Consider the following 14,791-nt stretch of genomic DNA (forward strand, 5'->3'; position numbering starts at 1 on the left):
GGAAGCACATGGACGCCAGAACACCTGATTTTTCCGCCACGCGGACGGCAATGCAGCGTTACGTCGATCAGGAGATCATTCCCGGTGCATCCTGGGCGGTGCTGCGGGGCCGCGAGGTCGTCGATCAGCAGTGCGTCGGTTTTGCGGATCGCGAGGCGAGCACCGCGCTGCGGCCCGACCACATTTTTCGCGCGTTTTCCAACACCAAGATCTTCGTCACCTGCGCGATCATGCTGCTGGTCGAGGAAGGCCGCATCGGGCTCGAGGACGTTGTCGAGAAATTCCTGCCGCAACTCGGCAATCGCAAGGTTCTGAAGCCGGGCGCTTTGAGCCTTGCCGACGTCGAGCCGGCGAAAAGCCCGATCACGATCCGGCAGCTTCTGACCCATACCTCCGGCCTCAGCTACGGCATCTTCGATCCCGGTACGGTGCTGTTCAAAGGCTATAACGAGGCGCGCGTTCTCAATCCGTTGACGCCGCTGACCGACATGATCGACCAGCTCGCCGATCTGCCGCTGTCCTTTCATCCCGGCGCGTCCTGGGAATATTCGGTGGCGACCGACGTGCTCGGGCGTGTCGTGGAGGTCGTCTCCGGCAAGCCGCTCGACGCCGTCCTCAAGGCGCGCATCTTCGAGCCGCTCGGCATGACCGACACCGGCTTCCACGTGCCGGACGCGCAGCAGGGCAGGCTGGTCGCGCTCTACAACGGCACGGATGTGCTCGATCCCATGAAGCCCGGCCTCGCCCGGGCCGACGACCTGCCTTATCCGCAGGCCTATCGGCGGCAATTCCCGCGGCTGTCGGGCGGCGGCGGACTGGTCTCGACCTTGCCCTACATGCTTGCTCTGGTCCGCGCGCTGCTCCCGGGCTCGGATGCGCTGCTGAAGCCGGAGACGCTGCGGCTGATGATGACGAACCAGCTGCCCGCCGGCGAGAACATCCGCTTCGCCAATCTCGGCCCGATCCCCGGCAAGGGTTTTGGCCTCGGCGGCGCCGTCACCTTCGCGCCGATGCCGTTCGATCCTCCGAATTCGACCGGCGAATTCCAGTGGGGCGGCCTTGCCGGCACCCATTGGTGGATCTGCCCGCAGGCCAATACCGCCGGTGTGCTGATGACGCAGCGCTACATGGGCTTCTGGAATCCGTTCTTCTTCGAATTCAAGCGGCTGGCCTATCAGGCCGTCGGAGGCTGATCGCGAAAAAAACTGCATGTTGCCGCGAATCCTTTCTAGTCGTCGCGCCCTCTCTTGACGGTCGAGGCATTTTGCTTCGGCTTATGTCGGAGGATGTGATGGCATTTTACAGGAAGAACATCGGGGGCCTGCATCAGGCCGTGCGGATCGCCTTGGGCGTCGCGGTGGCCGTCGCGGCATTCGTATATCTTACCGGCGCCGCGGCTTGGCTGGTTGCGCTCGGCGGCGCCGGCTTCGCGCTGACCGGCCTCGTCGGCTATTGTCCGATGTGTGCGATGGCCGGCATCGGAAGGGGAGGCGTGTCGTGAGCGCCACCGTGATCTCGCCGGACCTGTTCGAGGCCGCGCGCCTCGGCGATCCCCAGGCGATCGCGTCTCTGCTCGAGACGGCGCAGCCGAACATCCGCCGCTATGCCCGCGCCACCTGTCGCAGCTCGGCGGATGCCGAGGATGCGACGCAGGAGGCGCTATGGATCCTGTTTCGCCATGTCGGCACGATCCGCTCGTGGCTGGCGTTTTCGGCCTGGCTGTTCAGTGTGGTCCGCCGCGAATGCCTGCGGCTCGCCCGCAAGGCAGGCCTCGCGTCGGCGATCGACGACGGAGAGGCGGAGGCGCTGCTGCTGTCGCGTCCTGAAGCCGATTTGCGGCTCGACGTCGCGGCGGCCTTCGAGGCACTGCCGCCGCACTACCGCGATGTCGCGCTGATGCGCGACGTCAAGGAAATGACCATCGAGGAAATCGCCGTCGCACTCGGTGTGACCCGGCAGGCCGTGAAGGCCCGCTTGCATCGCGCCCGCGCCCTGATGCGCGAATATCTGACGAGGTGAGCCATGGCCTGTTATCAAAGCCCTGACGATCTGAAATCCATCCCGGCCTTCGTGGCGCTCGCGCCGGTCGAGGCCAACGCGTTCCTTGCGTTCAACCACGCCGTCGAGCGCAAGGATGGATTGATCCCGCCAAAATATCGCGAGCTGATCTCGCTCGCCGTCGCGCTCACCACGCAGTGCGCCTATTGCGTCGACGTGCACACGGCGCAAGCGGCGAAAGCCGGTGTAACGCGCGAAGAAATCGCGGAAGCCGCGCTGATTGCGGCGGCGGTTCGCGCCGGCGGCACGCTCGGCCACGCGTTGCTGGCGCAGCGCCTGTTCGAGCGGCACCGGGGCGAGGAACTGCGATAGGGGAGCGGGCGGATGTCCGTCAGGGATCAGGAATTTGCCAAACTATCTCGGCCTTGACGGATTTCGCTCCGGCTGGGTCGCCGCCTGGATCGACGAGCGCGGCGATCACGGCTTCGATTATTCGCCGGGTCTCGCGCGGCTGCTCGCGCTGCCGCATGCGCGCGCGATGATCGACATGCCGATCGGATTGAAATGGAGCGGATACCGCATCTGTGATTTGCGCGCACGCGAGCTGGTCGGTCCCGCCGTGTTTCTCGGCGCACGCCGCGATCTCTGGACGTTCTCCGATATGGCGGCAGCCAATCGCCACTACTGGGAGTGCGAGGGCAAGGGCAGGGGCGTGTCGGCGCAGCTCTGGAACATCAGGGACAAGATCAGGGACGTCGACGAGATCATGACGCCGACGCGGCAGGCGACCATCGGCGAAGCGCATCCGGAATTGATTTTTTGGAATCTGGCTGGGCGGGCCCGGCTTGCAAAGAAGACATCGGCGGAGGGCCGCGAGCAGCGCATCGCACTCCTGGAGCAGCGCGGCTTCGCGCGTTTGCCGAAATGGCTGACTCAACGGCACGGCACCGGCATCGGCCGCGACGACCTCATCGACGCCTGTGGCTGCGCGATCGCGGCGCGCGACAGCACGCAGCGGTTCGGCGGTGAGGAGACCGACCCGCGGGGCTTGCGGATGGAGATCAATTATTGAGGCCGTCGGGGTGCGAGGGATCGGGAAAAAGCTGCAATTTATTTGAAGCTTGCAGGAACAGACGATGGCCGGCCCGCGTTCCTCGTGCGAACCGAACACGGAGAAGCTCGTCCGATGAGGGATGCCAGTCAATTCGCGACCGCGATGCTTGCGCTCGTGTTCACCGGAGCACTGCTCGTCACCGGCCAACTTTTCATCGAACAACGCGCACAGCGCGACGTGATGCACGCCACCAACCATTTGCTGCGGCCGTTGTGACCTGTGCGGGAAAATGATCTGACCACTCGACCTTGCGTCGTTCGTCCGCTTGCCTAAACTAGGCGGCATCTCATGAACGAAGCCGGGGTCCTGATGTCCGATCTGTCCGCCTTTCCCGTCACCGAGCGCTGGCCGGCCAAGCACCCGGAGCTGCTCCAGCTCTATTCGCTGCCGACGCCGAACGGCGTCAAGGTCTCGATCATGCTGGAAGAGATCGGGCTTCCCTACGAGGTCCATCTCGTCGATTTCGGCAAGGACGACCAGAAGACGCCGGAATTTCTCTCGCTCAATCCGAACGGCAAGATCCCGGCGATCCTCGATCCCAATGGTCCCGGCGGCAGGCCGCTGCCGCTGTTCGAATCCGGGGCGATCCTGCAATACCTCGCGGAGAAGACCGACAAGCTGCTGCCGCAGGATCCCGCGCGCCGCTACCAGACCCTCCAGTGGCTGCATTTCCAGATGGGTGGGATCGGGCCGATGTTCGGCCAGGTCGGCTTTTTCCACAAATTCGCCGGCAAGGACTTCGAGGACAAGCGGCCGCTCGAGCGCTACGTGGGCGAGGCCAAGCGGCTGCTCGGGGTGATGGAGATGCATCTTGCCGGCCGGCAATGGTTCATGGACGACGACTACACCATCGCCGACATCTCCGTGCTCGGCTGGGTGCGCAACCTCATCGGCTTCTACGGCGCCGGCGATCTCGTCGAGTTCAGCCAGTTCAAATCCCTCGCCGCCTGGCTCGAACGCGGGCTGGCGCGTCCGGCGGTCGAGCGCGGGCTGAACATTCCGAAGCGGCCGTAAGGTCGAAGCGGCTTGAGGCTAGAACAGCCGTCCGCCGTTTGGCACAGGCTTGCTTGGCTGCACCAGAACGACCTTGCCGTCGGCATCGGGGAAACCGAGGGTCAGCACCTCCGAGACAACAGGGCCGATCTGGCGCGGCGGGAAATTCACGACCGCAGCAACCTGTTGGCCCACCAGCGTTTCAAGCGGATGGTTCTCGGTGATCTGCGCAGAGCTCTTGCGCACGCCGATCGCGGGGCCGAAGTCGATCCACAGCCGCCAAGCCGGCTTGCGCGCCTCCGGGAACGGCTTTGCATCGACGATGGTGCCGACGCGGATATCGACCGCGAGAAAAGTGTCGAAGTCGATGGTCGGCGACGCAGTCGCGCCTGGATCGTGGGTGACGTGCATGGAGTGTCCATTCCAAGAGATGGCATCGTTCGCAATATTGTCGCGCGAACCGGAGTTGCGTACAACGCCTTGGGATCACGACACGACGGATGCGCGAGGAACGTTTTGCCCAACATCATCTACGGCATCAAGAACTGCGACACCATGAAGAAGGCACGCGCCTGGCTCGACACCCATGGTGTCGCCTACACGTTCCACGACTACAAGGCGACGGGGGTGGATAAGGACAAGCTCAAGCAGTGGAGCGACAAGGTCGGTTGGGAGACGCTGCTCAATCGCGCCGGAACGACCTTCAAGAAGCTGCCCGATGCCGACAAGGAAGGCCTTTCGGAGAAAAAGGCGCAGGCGTTGATGCTAGCGCAACCATCGATGATCAAGAGACCGGTGCTTGAAGTTGGCGGCAAGCTGCTGGTCGGCTTCAAGCCGGACGTCTATGCCAAGGAAGTCACGACCAAGTAAGTCACGACCAAGGAAGCCGCCGCCAAATCGCGCTGACCCGCTAGTTCAGCTCGATGATCTCGGTGGGAACACCGGAGCCCTGCTGGTCCGCGAACTCGACCAACTCGGCCGGCGCGATGCGGCCGGGGGTGCGGTGGAACAGGTCGCGGTCGATCACCGCGCGCAACCTCGGGCGCGGCAGCGCGTCATTTCCGCGCATCAGATTCTTGATCTCGAAGCCGCCGTCCTCGCAGAAGGTCTTGAGCGACGCGATGATGTGACAGACCTTGCCGTCAGTCTGGAACGGCAGCAGCAGGCGCTCATAGGCGACGATACGGCCGTAGATGTCATCGACGTCGGCAACGCTGTAGACAGGCAGCCCGCGCGCCACGCATTCATGATAGACCGGCATCACCAGGGGCGCGAGACGCGGTCCGATATAGTCGTCGAGCAGAGCGCCCTTGCCGGTGTGTCCATAGGCGCGCGAGATGCGCGTACCTTCGCTCTGGATGGTCAGACGCGGTGTCGGCGTCGAAATGTCCACCGTATAGTAGATCAGATCGGAGAGCTCTTCCTCGAGCCGCGCAGGCTGGTACTCCCAGATCGCCGGGGCCGTCTGCTCGCGCGCATAGAGCCGCAGCCACGTGTTCAGGAGATCACGCTGCCTGATCGACTTGACCACGGAAGGAGCGGCGCTTGCAAAATCCAAGACAATATTCCCGACGAATAGAAATTCCGGACGCATGAAACCCGCGCATGATCCTCGCCGCGGGAAAATTTTCCATGAAGGCTGGCGCATGGAACGAAAGACCGTTAACGACGGCTTGATGACCGGCGCTTTGCGAACCGGGAGGCCGGGCAGGCGCGACATCAAAACACGTCCGACTAAGGGAGCATAAGTCTCCCGGCCGGAGGCCTGACCTGCTCAGCTTTCCGCCTTGCCTAACCCCCGTCACCTCCGGCATATTCCGCGCCCGGAGGCGGCGTTCCGGATGGGCTTCAGGGAGTGGCTCCAAGGCCTCCGGAAAGCCGAAGCAACAAGGATAGCCACGCGCGTTGTGCGGGCAGGGGGAAAACTGTTTGGCCGATGAGTTCATTCTCGAAACGGAAGGCTTGACCAAGGAGTTCGCGGGCTTCTTCGCCGTCCGCGACGTTGCGCTCAAGGTTCGCCGTGGGAGCATTCACGCGTTGATCGGCCCGAACGGCGCCGGCAAGACGACGTGCTTCAATCTTTTGACCAAGTTCCTCAAACCGTCTGCCGGAAAAATCCTGTACAAGGGGCAGGACATTACCGCGATGGCGCCCGCCGACGTGGCGCGCCTGGGACTGGTTCGCTCGTTCCAGATTTCGGCGGTATTTCCCCATCTCACCGCGCTGGAAAACGTCCGCGTCGCGCTTCAGCGCCAGCACGGCAGCTCCTTCGATTTCTGGCGCTCCAAATCCGTGCTCAACCAGTTCAACGATCGCGCGCGCGAGCTGTTGAACGATGTCGGCCTCAGCGAGTTTTCCAATACGCCCGCGGTCGAGATGCCCTACGGGCGCAAGCGCGCACTGGAGATCGCAACCACGCTCGCGCTCGACCCCGAGATGATGCTGCTGGACGAGCCGATGGCCGGCATGGGCCACGAGGACATCGACAAGATCGCGGCGCTGATCAAGCGCATCTCCGCGAAATACACCATCCTGATGGTCGAGCATAATCTGAGCGTCGTGGCCAATCTCTCCGACATCATCACCGTGTTGACGCGCGGGCAGGTGCTCGCGCAGGGCCATTACAGCGAGCTCACCAAGGACGAACGCGTCAAGGAAGCCTATCTGGGAGCCGGTCATGGCTGAGACTGCAACGGCGGAAGCTCCCGCAAAGGCTGCGAGCGGCGGCAACCTCCTCCAGGTCCGCAACCTGGAAGCCTGGTATGGCGAGTCCCACATCCTGCACGGGATCAACTTCGACGTGAACGCGGGCGAGGTCGTCACCCTGCTCGGGCGCAACGGCGCGGGCAAGACCACCACGCTGAAGTCGATCATGGGCATCATCGGCAAGCGCACCGGCTCGGTGAAGTTCAACAACCAGGACATCATCCGTACGACCTCGGACAAGATCGCGCGGATGGGAATCGCGTTCTGCCCGGAAGAGCGGGGAATTTTCGCCAGCCTCGACGTGCGGGAGAACCTGCTGTTGCCGCCGGTGGTGCGTCCCGGCGGATTGCCGCTCGAGCAGATCTTCGATCTGTTTCCGAACCTGAAGGAACGGCTCAACAGCCAGGGGACCAAGCTCTCCGGCGGCGAGCAGCAGATGCTCGCGATCGCGCGCATCCTGCGCACCGGCGCGAATTTCCTGATGCTGGACGAGCCGACCGAGGGTCTCGCGCCCGTCATCATCCAGCAGATCGGCCACACCATTGCGCGGCTCAAGAAGGAGGGTTTTACGATCCTCCTGGTCGAGCAGAACTTCCGGTTCGCATCCACCGTCGCCGACCGCTATTACGTGGTCGAGCACGGCAAGATCATTGACGGATTTTCCAATGCGGAGCTTGCCGCCAACATGGACAAGCTCCACACCTATCTCGGTGTCTAGAACTGCCAACAAAAAGATTCGTAGGGAAGTAGCATGATGACAAAGTCGATTGCGTCGTTTCTGCTCGGCACGGCGCTGGCCGTGACCGCCGCCGGTGCAGCCTTCGCGCAGGACAAGACCGTCAAGATCGGCGCGCTGTCCGATCAGTCCGGGCTCTATGCCGATCTCGGCGGACCGGGCTCGACGCTCGCCGCGCAGATGGCCATTGAAGATTCCGGCCTGGCCGCGAAGGGCTGGAAGATCGACATCATCTCTGGTGATCACCAGAACAAGCCCGACATCGGCACCGCGATCGCGCGGCAATGGTTCGACGTCGACAAGGTTGACCTCATCGTCGACGTACCGAATTCCGGCGTGGCGCTCGCGGTCAACAACGTCGTCAAGGAAAAGAACGGCGTCTATATCAACTCGGGTGCTGCGACTTCGGACCTCACCAACGCGCAGTGCTCGCCCAACACGGTGCACTGGACCTACGACACCTACATGCTGGCCCACACCACCGGCCAGGCTCTGGTGAAGGCCGGTGGCGACACCTGGTTCTTCCTGACCGCCGACTACGCCTTCGGCGCGGCGCTGGAGCGCGACACCACCGCGGTCATCACCGCCAACGGCGGCAAGGTGGTCGGCGGCGTCAAGCACCCGCTGAACACGCCGGACTTCTCGTCCTTCCTGCTGCAGGCGCAGGCCTCCAAGGCCAAGATCATCGGCCTTGCCAATGCCGGCGGCGACACCACCAACACGATCAAGCAGGCGGCCGAGTTCGGCATCGTCAAGGGCGGCCAGAAGCTCGCGGCGCTGCTGCTGTTCCTCACCGACGTCAAGGCGATCGGGCTCGAGACCGCTCAGGGCCTCAACTTCACCGAGACCTTCTACTGGGACATGAACGACCAGACCCGGGCGTTCTCGAAGCGCTTCGCCGAGAAGATGAAGAACAATGCGCCGCCCACCATGGTGCAGGCCGGCGTCTATGCGGGCGTGCGTCACTATTTCAAGGCACTGGAAGCGCTCGGCGGCAACCCGCATGACGGCGCCAAGGTCGTCGAGAAGATGAAGTCGATGCCGACGGAAGACGATCTGTTCGGCAAGGGCGAGATCCAGCCCAACGGCCGCACCATCCACAATGCCTATCTGTTCGAGGTGAAGAAGCCCTCCGAGTCCAAGGGACCGTGGGACTTCTACAAGCTGGTCGGCACGGTGCCGGGCGACCAGGCCTTCACGCCGCTGTCCGAGAGCAAGTGCGCGCTGTTGAAGAAGTAAGCTAACCGCCCGCAGGCCATCAGGCCTGCGGGCGACTTTCAGGGAACGCCGAAGGGACCGGGTGCGGGATCGATGCAGGCTCTTTACGCTCAGCTACTGGTGGGACTGATCAACGGCTCGTTCTACGCGCTGCTCAGTCTCGGGCTTGCCGTGATCTTCGGCATGCTCAACATCATCAATTTCGCCCACGGTGCGCTCTACATGATGGGCGCGTTCGTCGCCTACTTCCTGCTGAACATCGGCGGCATCAACTACTGGTGGGCGTTGCTGCTTGCCCCGATCATCGTCGGCATCTTCGGCATGATCCTGGAACGGACCATGCTGCAATGGCTGACGGGGCTCGACCATCTCTACGGCCTGCTCCTGACCTTCGGCATTGCGCTGATCGTGCAGGGCGTGTTCCAGAACTATTTCGGCTCCTCTGGCATGCCTTACGCCATTCCGGACCAGCTCAAGGGCGGCATGAATCTCGGCTTCATGTTCCTGCCTATCTATCGCGGCTGGGTCGTCATCTTCTCGCTGATCGTGTGTATTGCGACCTGGTTCCTGATCGAGAAGACGCGGCTCGGCGCCTATTTGCGTGCCGCGACTGAAAACCCCACGTTGGTGCGCGCCTTCGGCGTCAACGTGCCGCGCATGATCACGCTGACCTATGGTTTGGGTGTCGGCCTGGCCGCGCTTGCCGGCGTGCTGTCGGCGCCGATCAACCAGGTGCGGCCGCTGATGGGCGCCGACCTCATCATCGTGGTGTTCGCGGTGGTCGTGATCGGCGGCATGGGATCGATCATGGGCTCCATCATCACCGGCTTTGCGCTCGGTGTGATCGAGGGCATGACCAAGTATTTCTACCCCGAGGCCTCCAACACCGTCGTGTTCGTGCTGATGGTGCTGGTGCTCTTGGTGAAGCCAACGGGATTGACGGGAAGGGCGGCCTGATATGACAGCCTTGACGGACGACACGCTGCCGGTAACCCCGCGCTCGATCCGCGATGAGATGATCGTGTTCGTGGTGATGGCGCTGCTGCTGGCTTCGGTGCCATTCACGGGGGTCTACCCGTTCTTCGTGATGCAGGCGCTGTGCTTCGCGCTGCTCGCCTGCGCCTTCAATCTCCTGATCGGCTACGGCGGTCTACTGTCCTTCGGCCATGCGATGTTCTTAGGGACGGCCGGCTATTGCAGCGCGCACGCGCTGAAGGTCTGGGCGCTGCCGCCCGAACTCGGCATCCTCGTCGGCGTCGCCGGTGCCTTCGTGCTCTCGCTCATCACGGGCTATATCTCGATCCGCCGCCAGGGCATCTATTTCTCGATGATCACGCTGGCGCTATCGCAGCTTTTGTACTTCATCTACCTCCAGGCGCCGTTCACCCATGGTGAAGACGGCATCCAGGGCATCCCGCAGGGACGCATGTTCGGCGTCTTCGATCTGACCAAGCCGACCGTGCTCTACTACGTGGTTCTGGTCGGCTTCCTCGCCGGCTTCCTGCTGATCTTCCGCATCATCAACTCACCGTTCGGCGAAGTCCTCAAGGCGATCCGCGAGAACGAGCCGCGCGCGATCTCGCTGGGTTACCGCACCGATCAGTACAAATTCCTGGCTTTCGTCCTCTCGGGCACGCTGGCCGGCTTTGCCGGTGCGCTGAAAGTCTTCGTGGCGCAGAATGCCTCGCTCACCGACGTGCACTGGTCGATGTCGGGCGAAGTCGTGCTGATGACGCTGGTCGGCGGACTCGGAACCGTGTTCGGTCCCGTGGTTGGTGCCTTCGTGATCATCGCCATGCAGCAATATTTGGCGGGGTTCGGCCAGTGGGTGACCGTGATCCAGGGCTCGATCTTCGTGATCTGCGTGCTCACCTTCCGCCGTGGCGTCATCGGCGAAATCGCGCATTACTTCCGGCGATCGCTGTAAGTCATTGATATAATGGAAGATGGGTTGATGCGCGAAAGCGGTGGATGATCCGGCTCCACGGGCGTGAGGTGGCACGCGCGTGGATCGAAAATGGTCTATGACAGTTTCATGACGGCCCGCCTGGGCCGGGCCATCATCCAACCGGTAGTTTCTCTCCCATGATGCGATTGTTTCGCGCTTTCCTGCCCAAGGAAGAACGGTTCTTCGACCTGTTCGACCGCCACGCCCAGACCGTGATCCAGGGCTCGATCGCGCTCCAGAGCATGCTCAACGGGGGCGAGGAGACGCCGGTCTATTGCCAGCGCGTCAACCAGTTTGAGAACGATGCGGACAACATCACTCGTGAGGTGCTGACGGCGGTGCGCCGTACCTTCATCACCCCGTTCGACCGCGGCGACATCAAGAACCTGATCACCTCGATGGACGACGCCATCGACCAGATGCAACAGACCGCCAAGGCCGTGATGCTGTTCGAGGTCCGCAGCTTCGAACCGCCGATGCGGGAGATCGGCGGGCTTTTGATCGAATGCGCCAATCTGGTCGGCCGTGCGCTGCCGCTGATGCAGAAGATCGGTCAGAACGTGGCCATGCTGACTGCGATCACGGAAGAACTGGGCAAGCTGGAAGGCCGTGTCGACGATCTCCATGATATCGGGCTGAAGGAACTGTTCCTCAAGCATCGCGACGGCAACGCGATGGATTTCATCGTCGGCGCGGAGATCTACGACCATCTCGAGAAAGTCGCCGACCGTTTCGACGACGTCGCGAACGAGATCAACAGCATCGTCATCGAGCAAGTTTAGGGCAGGGGCCACGCCGTGGATGTTGCGTTGGGTCTTCCCGTCCTGGTCGGATTGATCGCCGTCGCGCTGCTGTTCGACTTCCTGAACGGCCTGCACGACGCCGCCAATTCGATTGCGACCATCGTCTCGACCCGCGTGCTGCGGCCGCAATACGCGGTGTTCTGGGCCGCGTTCTTCAATTTCGTCGCCTTCATGGTGTTCGGGCTGCACGTCGCGCAGACCATCGGCACCGGCATCATCGATCCCGCGATCGTGGATGCTCAGGTGATTTTCGCTGCGCTCGTCGGCGCCATCGTCTGGAACTTGGTGACATGGGCACTCGGGATCCCATCGTCCTCGTCTCACGCATTGATCGGCGGCTTGTTTGGTGCAGGCGTAGCCAAAGCCGGCCTTTCGGCGGCGGTCTGGAGCGGATTGTCCAAGACGGTGATCGCCATCGTGCTGTCTCCGCTCGTCGGCTTCCTGCTCGCGATGATGCTGGTTGCGATCGTCTCCTGGGCATCGGTGCGCTCCACGCCCTTTGCCGTGGATCGCGCCTTCCGCATCCTGCAATTCGCCTCCGCCTCGCTCTATTCGCTCGGCCATGGCGGCAACGATGCGCAGAAGACCATGGGCATCATCGCCGTGCTGCTCTATTCGCAGGGCCAGCTCGGCGGCGAATTCTTCGTCCCCTTCTGGGTGGTGCTCTCGTGCCAGGCCGCGATGGCGATGGGGACGCTGATGGGCGGCTGGCGCATCGTTCGGACCATGGGCCTGCGCATCACCAAGCTGACCCCGATGCAGGGCTTTTGCGCCGAGACCGGCGGTGCCGCGACCCTGTTCATGGCGACCTTCCTCGGCGTTCCCGTCTCGACCACCCACACCATCACCGGCGCCATCGTCGGCGTCGGCGCCGCCCGCCGCCTCTCGGCGGTGCGCTGGAACGTCGCCAGCTCGATCGTCTATGCCTGGGTGATCACGATGCCGGCCTCGGCCATCGTCGCCGCGCTGAGCTGGTGGGCGGTCAAGATCTTCCTCAGGTAACCAGCTTCAGTCCGACGATCCCGGCGACGATCAGCCCGATGCTGGCGAGGCGGAACGCGGTGGCCGGCTCGCCGAACAGGATGATGCCGAGTGTCGCGGTACCGACCGCGCCGATGCCGGTCCAGACTGCATAAGCGGTTCCAATCGGGAGCGATTTGAGGGCGAGCCCGAGCAGGATGATGCTGCCGGCCATGGCGCCAAGCGTGAGGACCGACGGAACGAGCTTGGTGAATCCCTCGGTGTATTTGAGGCCGATCGCCCAGGAGACCTCAAGCAGACCGGCGACGAACAGGATGCTCCAGGCCATGGCGACCCTCCATTCAAGGCAGGGTCGTCCCCGCGACTGGCGTGCTGATGGGAAGGGAGGGCCGTCCCTCCCAACCTGATCCCAAGCCGGATATGGGGCTGGCCGGAAGGCTCTGCAATCACCAAATGAGGCTTGATCAGGCTCATTTTCCCTGCCAAACGCTGCCGCAATGTCCGACGTCGCCATCACAGCCGAATCGACGGCCCGTTCCTCGCTTGCCGCTGAAGTGTCGCGGCGGCGGACCTTTGCCATCATCTCGCATCCGGACGCCGGCAAGACCACGCTGACCGAAAAGCTGCTGCTGTTCGGTGGCGCCATCAATCTGGCCGGCCAGGTGAAGGCCAAGGGCGAGCGGCGCAACACGCGTTCGGACTGGATGAAGATCGAGCGCGAGCGCGGCATCTCGGTCGTGACCTCGGTCATGACCTTCGAGTTCGAGGGCCTCGTTTTCAACCTGCTGGACACGCCGGGCCACGAGGACTTTTCGGAAGACACCTACCGCACGCTCACGGCGGTCGATTCCGCCGTCATGGTGATCGACGCCGCCAAGGGCATCGAGGCGCGCACTCGAAAGCTGTTCGAGGTGTGTCGTCTTCGCGACATCCCGATCATCACCTTCATCAACAAGATGGACCGCGAGAGCCGCGACGTCTTCGAGTTGCTCGACGAGATCGAGAAGACGCTGGCGCTCGATACCACGCCAATGACCTGGCCTGTCGGCCGCGGCCGCGAGTTCCTCGGCACCTATGACGTCGTCAATGGCGGCGTGCGCCTGCTCGAAGGCGGCGGCGCCAAGACCGGCGCGGCGCAGCAGATCGAGATCGCCGAGCTCGCCAAGCTCAACGCCAATCTCGACGTGTCGGCGGTCAAGGACGAGCTCGAGCTCGTCACCGCGGCTTCAAAACCGTTCGAACTCGAAGCGTTTCGCGAGGGTCATCTGACGCCGGTTTATTTCGGCAGCGCGCTTCGCAATTTCGGCGTCGGCGACCTGCTGCAAGGACTCGGCAAGTTCGCGCCGGAGCCGCGCGCGCAGGAGAGCGACCAGCGTAAGGTCGAAGCCACCGACCCGCGCATGAGCGCCTTCGTGTTCAAGATCCAGGCCAACATGGATCCCAACCACCGCGACCGCATCGCCTTTGCGCGGCTGTGCTCCGGCAAGCTGAGTCGCGGCATGAAGGCGAAGCTCGTGCGCACCGGCAAGAGCATGCCGCTGTCCAGCCCGCAATTCTTCTTCGCGCAGGATCGTTCGGTTGCGGACGAAGCCTATGCCGGCGACGTCGTCGGCATTCCCAATCACGGTACGCTGCGGATCGGCGATACGCTGACCGACGGTGAGGATTTCAACTTCGTCGGCGTGCCGAGCTTCGCGCCGGAAATCGTCCGCCGCGTGCGTCTCACCGATGCGATGAAAGCGAAGAAGCTGAAGGAAGCGCTTCAGCAAATGTCGGAAGAGGGCGTCGTGCAGGTGTTCCGCCCGCGCGACGGCGCGCCCGCGCTGGTTGGCGTCGTCGGCGCACTCCAGCTCGACGTGCTCAAGGCACGGCTGGATGCGGAATATTCCCTGCCGGTCGAATTCGAGGTCAGTGAGTTCCAGCTCGCGCGCTGGGTTTCTTCGGACGACCGCAAGAAGCTCGACACCTTCATCGCGGCCAACACCTCCAGCATCGCCGACGATGTCGACGGCGATCCCGTCTATCTGGCGCGAAACGAGTTCTATCTCGGCTACACCAGGGAACGTGCCGAGGGCATCGAGTTCACCAACGTCAAGGACGTCAAGAAAAAGGGGTAGGGTGTGGCTTCGCCCGCGCTGTAGCTACTCCCCCTCCGCTGTCATGCCCCGCGAAGGCGGGGCATCCAGTACGCCGCAGCCTCTCGCCTCAATCACAAACGTCTCGGAGTACTGGGTCGTCCGGTCAAGCCGGACGACGACACCGTCCTTGGACGCGCGCATGTGAACAGCCGCAGG

General features: G+C 63.1%; 19 protein-coding genes. 16 read left to right on the forward strand and 3 right to left on the reverse strand.

Features of this window, described 5'->3' with window-relative positions; genetic code table 11:
• Positions 1 to 8 precede the first annotated feature (8 nt).
• The 7 genes from AC0L3C_RS16710 to AC0L3C_RS16740 all read left to right on the forward strand — a co-directional run bounded on the left by AC0L3C_RS16710 (position 9) and on the right by AC0L3C_RS16740 (position 4,126).
• Positions 9 to 1,193 carry a serine hydrolase domain-containing protein gene (locus AC0L3C_RS16710; RefSeq protein WP_473408500.1) on the forward strand — a complete coding sequence of 395 codons (1,185 nt, stop codon included), beginning with the start codon at positions 9 to 11 and terminating at the stop codon, positions 1,191 to 1,193.
• A gap of 98 nt (positions 1,194 to 1,291) precedes the next feature.
• The gene (locus tag AC0L3C_RS16715) at positions 1,292 to 1,501 is read left to right on the forward strand and encodes a YgaP family membrane protein (protein WP_027517471.1); all 210 of its coding nucleotides are present in this window, start codon (positions 1,292 to 1,294) and stop codon (positions 1,499 to 1,501) included.
• Positions 1,498 to 2,019, forward strand: a complete 522-nt coding sequence (locus tag AC0L3C_RS16720; RefSeq protein WP_473280889.1) for an RNA polymerase sigma factor — start codon at positions 1,498 to 1,500, stop codon at positions 2,017 to 2,019. The genes AC0L3C_RS16715 and AC0L3C_RS16720 overlap by 4 nt, the downstream gene beginning before the upstream one ends.
• 3 nt (positions 2,020 to 2,022) lie before the next feature.
• Positions 2,023 to 2,370, forward strand: coding sequence for a carboxymuconolactone decarboxylase family protein (locus AC0L3C_RS16725; RefSeq protein ID WP_473257291.1), 348 nt, complete (start codon positions 2,023 to 2,025; stop codon positions 2,368 to 2,370).
• A 34-nt stretch (positions 2,371 to 2,404) separates the two neighbouring features.
• Positions 2,405 to 3,070: a DUF429 domain-containing protein gene (locus tag AC0L3C_RS16730; protein WP_473257288.1), complete on the forward strand. Its 666-nt coding sequence runs from the start codon at positions 2,405 to 2,407 to the stop codon at positions 3,068 to 3,070.
• A gap of 114 nt (positions 3,071 to 3,184) precedes the next feature.
• Positions 3,185 to 3,328: a hypothetical protein gene (locus tag AC0L3C_RS16735; protein WP_007609210.1), complete on the forward strand. Its 144-nt coding sequence runs from the start codon at positions 3,185 to 3,187 to the stop codon at positions 3,326 to 3,328.
• A 93-nt stretch (positions 3,329 to 3,421) separates the two neighbouring features.
• Positions 3,422 to 4,126 (forward strand): glutathione S-transferase family protein, encoded by a 705-nt coding sequence (locus tag AC0L3C_RS16740; protein ID WP_473280989.1) that lies wholly within the window; start codon positions 3,422 to 3,424, stop codon positions 4,124 to 4,126.
• A gap of 18 nt (positions 4,127 to 4,144) precedes the next feature.
• On the opposite strand, the gene AC0L3C_RS16745 is transcribed toward AC0L3C_RS16740, so the two are convergent.
• Positions 4,145 to 4,516: a tRNA-binding protein gene (locus tag AC0L3C_RS16745; protein ID WP_456764689.1), complete on the reverse strand. Its 372-nt coding sequence runs from the start codon at positions 4,514 to 4,516 to the stop codon at positions 4,145 to 4,147.
• Positions 4,517 to 4,621: 105 nt separating this feature from the next.
• Here AC0L3C_RS16745 and AC0L3C_RS16750 point away from each other — a divergent pair, with 105 nt between their 5' ends.
• Positions 4,622 to 4,975, forward strand: a complete 354-nt coding sequence (locus tag AC0L3C_RS16750; RefSeq protein ID WP_456764688.1) for an ArsC family reductase — start codon at positions 4,622 to 4,624, stop codon at positions 4,973 to 4,975.
• A gap of 40 nt (positions 4,976 to 5,015) precedes the next feature.
• Here AC0L3C_RS16750 and AC0L3C_RS16755 read toward each other — a convergent pair whose 3' ends face one another.
• Positions 5,016 to 5,699, reverse strand: coding sequence for a hypothetical protein (locus tag AC0L3C_RS16755; RefSeq protein ID WP_473408501.1), 684 nt, complete (start codon positions 5,697 to 5,699; stop codon positions 5,016 to 5,018).
• Between the two features lie 335 nt (positions 5,700 to 6,034).
• Here AC0L3C_RS16755 and AC0L3C_RS16760 point away from each other — a divergent pair, with 335 nt between their 5' ends.
• From AC0L3C_RS16760 to AC0L3C_RS16790, 7 genes are all read left to right on the forward strand, one after another.
• Entirely contained in the window at positions 6,035 to 6,790 is a 756-nt protein-coding gene (locus AC0L3C_RS16760; RefSeq protein ID WP_018459153.1) for an ABC transporter ATP-binding protein, read from the forward strand.
• Entirely contained in the window at positions 6,783 to 7,529 is a 747-nt protein-coding gene (locus tag AC0L3C_RS16765; RefSeq protein ID WP_007609233.1) for an ABC transporter ATP-binding protein, read from the forward strand. Before AC0L3C_RS16760 ends, AC0L3C_RS16765 begins: the two co-directional genes overlap by 8 nt.
• A gap of 33 nt (positions 7,530 to 7,562) precedes the next feature.
• Complete coding sequence (locus AC0L3C_RS16770) at positions 7,563 to 8,786, forward strand: ABC transporter substrate-binding protein (RefSeq protein WP_473257279.1); 1,224 nt, start codon at positions 7,563 to 7,565, stop codon at positions 8,784 to 8,786.
• Positions 8,787 to 8,858: 72 nt separating this feature from the next.
• Positions 8,859 to 9,722, forward strand: a complete 864-nt coding sequence (locus tag AC0L3C_RS16775) for a branched-chain amino acid ABC transporter permease (protein WP_027517483.1) — start codon at positions 8,859 to 8,861, stop codon at positions 9,720 to 9,722.
• Position 9,723: 1 nt separating this feature from the next.
• Complete coding sequence (locus AC0L3C_RS16780) at positions 9,724 to 10,692, forward strand: branched-chain amino acid ABC transporter permease (protein WP_007609238.1); 969 nt, start codon at positions 9,724 to 9,726, stop codon at positions 10,690 to 10,692.
• Positions 10,693 to 10,850: 158 nt separating this feature from the next.
• Positions 10,851 to 11,495, forward strand: coding sequence for a DUF47 domain-containing protein (locus AC0L3C_RS16785; protein WP_007609240.1), 645 nt, complete (start codon positions 10,851 to 10,853; stop codon positions 11,493 to 11,495).
• A gap of 15 nt (positions 11,496 to 11,510) precedes the next feature.
• Positions 11,511 to 12,518, forward strand: coding sequence for an anion permease (locus AC0L3C_RS16790; protein WP_473257276.1), 1,008 nt, complete (start codon positions 11,511 to 11,513; stop codon positions 12,516 to 12,518).
• On the opposite strand, the gene sugE is transcribed toward AC0L3C_RS16790, so the two are convergent.
• Positions 12,511 to 12,825 carry a quaternary ammonium compound efflux SMR transporter SugE gene (gene sugE / locus AC0L3C_RS16795; RefSeq protein WP_204510973.1) on the reverse strand — a complete coding sequence of 105 codons (315 nt, stop codon included), beginning with the start codon at positions 12,823 to 12,825 and terminating at the stop codon, positions 12,511 to 12,513. The two genes, AC0L3C_RS16790 and sugE, sit on opposite strands and share 8 nt — an antisense overlap.
• 169 nt (positions 12,826 to 12,994) lie before the next feature.
• Between sugE and AC0L3C_RS16800 the strand changes: the two genes are divergently transcribed.
• Positions 12,995 to 14,614 carry a peptide chain release factor 3 gene (locus AC0L3C_RS16800; protein WP_473408502.1) on the forward strand — a complete coding sequence of 540 codons (1,620 nt, stop codon included), beginning with the start codon at positions 12,995 to 12,997 and terminating at the stop codon, positions 14,612 to 14,614.
• The last annotated feature ends 177 nt before the right edge of the window (positions 14,615 to 14,791 follow it).

This window comes from Bradyrhizobium sp. WSM4872 (assembly GCF_055811715.1).

Excerpts from the sequence above, each read along its gene's own strand:
- AC0L3C_RS16710 (WP_473408500.1), top strand. The coding sequence starts at position 9 with ATGGACGCCAGAACACCTGATTTTTCCGCCACGCGGACGGCAATGCAG.
- AC0L3C_RS16715 (WP_027517471.1), top strand. The coding sequence starts at position 1,292 with ATGGCATTTTACAGGAAGAACATCGGGGGCCTGCATCAGGCCGTGCGG.
- AC0L3C_RS16725 (WP_473257291.1), top strand. The coding sequence starts at position 2,023 with ATGGCCTGTTATCAAAGCCCTGACGATCTGAAATCCATCCCGGCCTTC.
- AC0L3C_RS16735 (WP_007609210.1), top strand. The coding sequence starts at position 3,185 with ATGAGGGATGCCAGTCAATTCGCGACCGCGATGCTTGCGCTCGTGTTC.
- AC0L3C_RS16740 (WP_473280989.1), top strand. The coding sequence starts at position 3,422 with ATGTCCGATCTGTCCGCCTTTCCCGTCACCGAGCGCTGGCCGGCCAAG.
- AC0L3C_RS16745 (WP_456764689.1), bottom strand. The coding sequence starts at position 4,516 with ATGCACGTCACCCACGATCCAGGCGCGACTGCGTCGCCGACCATCGAC.
- AC0L3C_RS16755 (WP_473408501.1), bottom strand. The coding sequence starts at position 5,699 with ATGCGTCCGGAATTTCTATTCGTCGGGAATATTGTCTTGGATTTTGCA.
- AC0L3C_RS16765 (WP_007609233.1), top strand. The coding sequence starts at position 6,783 with ATGGCTGAGACTGCAACGGCGGAAGCTCCCGCAAAGGCTGCGAGCGGC.
- AC0L3C_RS16770 (WP_473257279.1), top strand. The coding sequence starts at position 7,563 with ATGATGACAAAGTCGATTGCGTCGTTTCTGCTCGGCACGGCGCTGGCC.
- AC0L3C_RS16775 (WP_027517483.1), top strand. The coding sequence starts at position 8,859 with ATGCAGGCTCTTTACGCTCAGCTACTGGTGGGACTGATCAACGGCTCG.
- AC0L3C_RS16780 (WP_007609238.1), top strand. The coding sequence starts at position 9,724 with ATGACAGCCTTGACGGACGACACGCTGCCGGTAACCCCGCGCTCGATC.
- AC0L3C_RS16785 (WP_007609240.1), top strand. The coding sequence starts at position 10,851 with ATGATGCGATTGTTTCGCGCTTTCCTGCCCAAGGAAGAACGGTTCTTC.
- sugE (WP_204510973.1), bottom strand. The coding sequence starts at position 12,825 with ATGGCCTGGAGCATCCTGTTCGTCGCCGGTCTGCTTGAGGTCTCCTGG.
- AC0L3C_RS16800 (WP_473408502.1), top strand. The coding sequence starts at position 12,995 with ATGTCCGACGTCGCCATCACAGCCGAATCGACGGCCCGTTCCTCGCTT.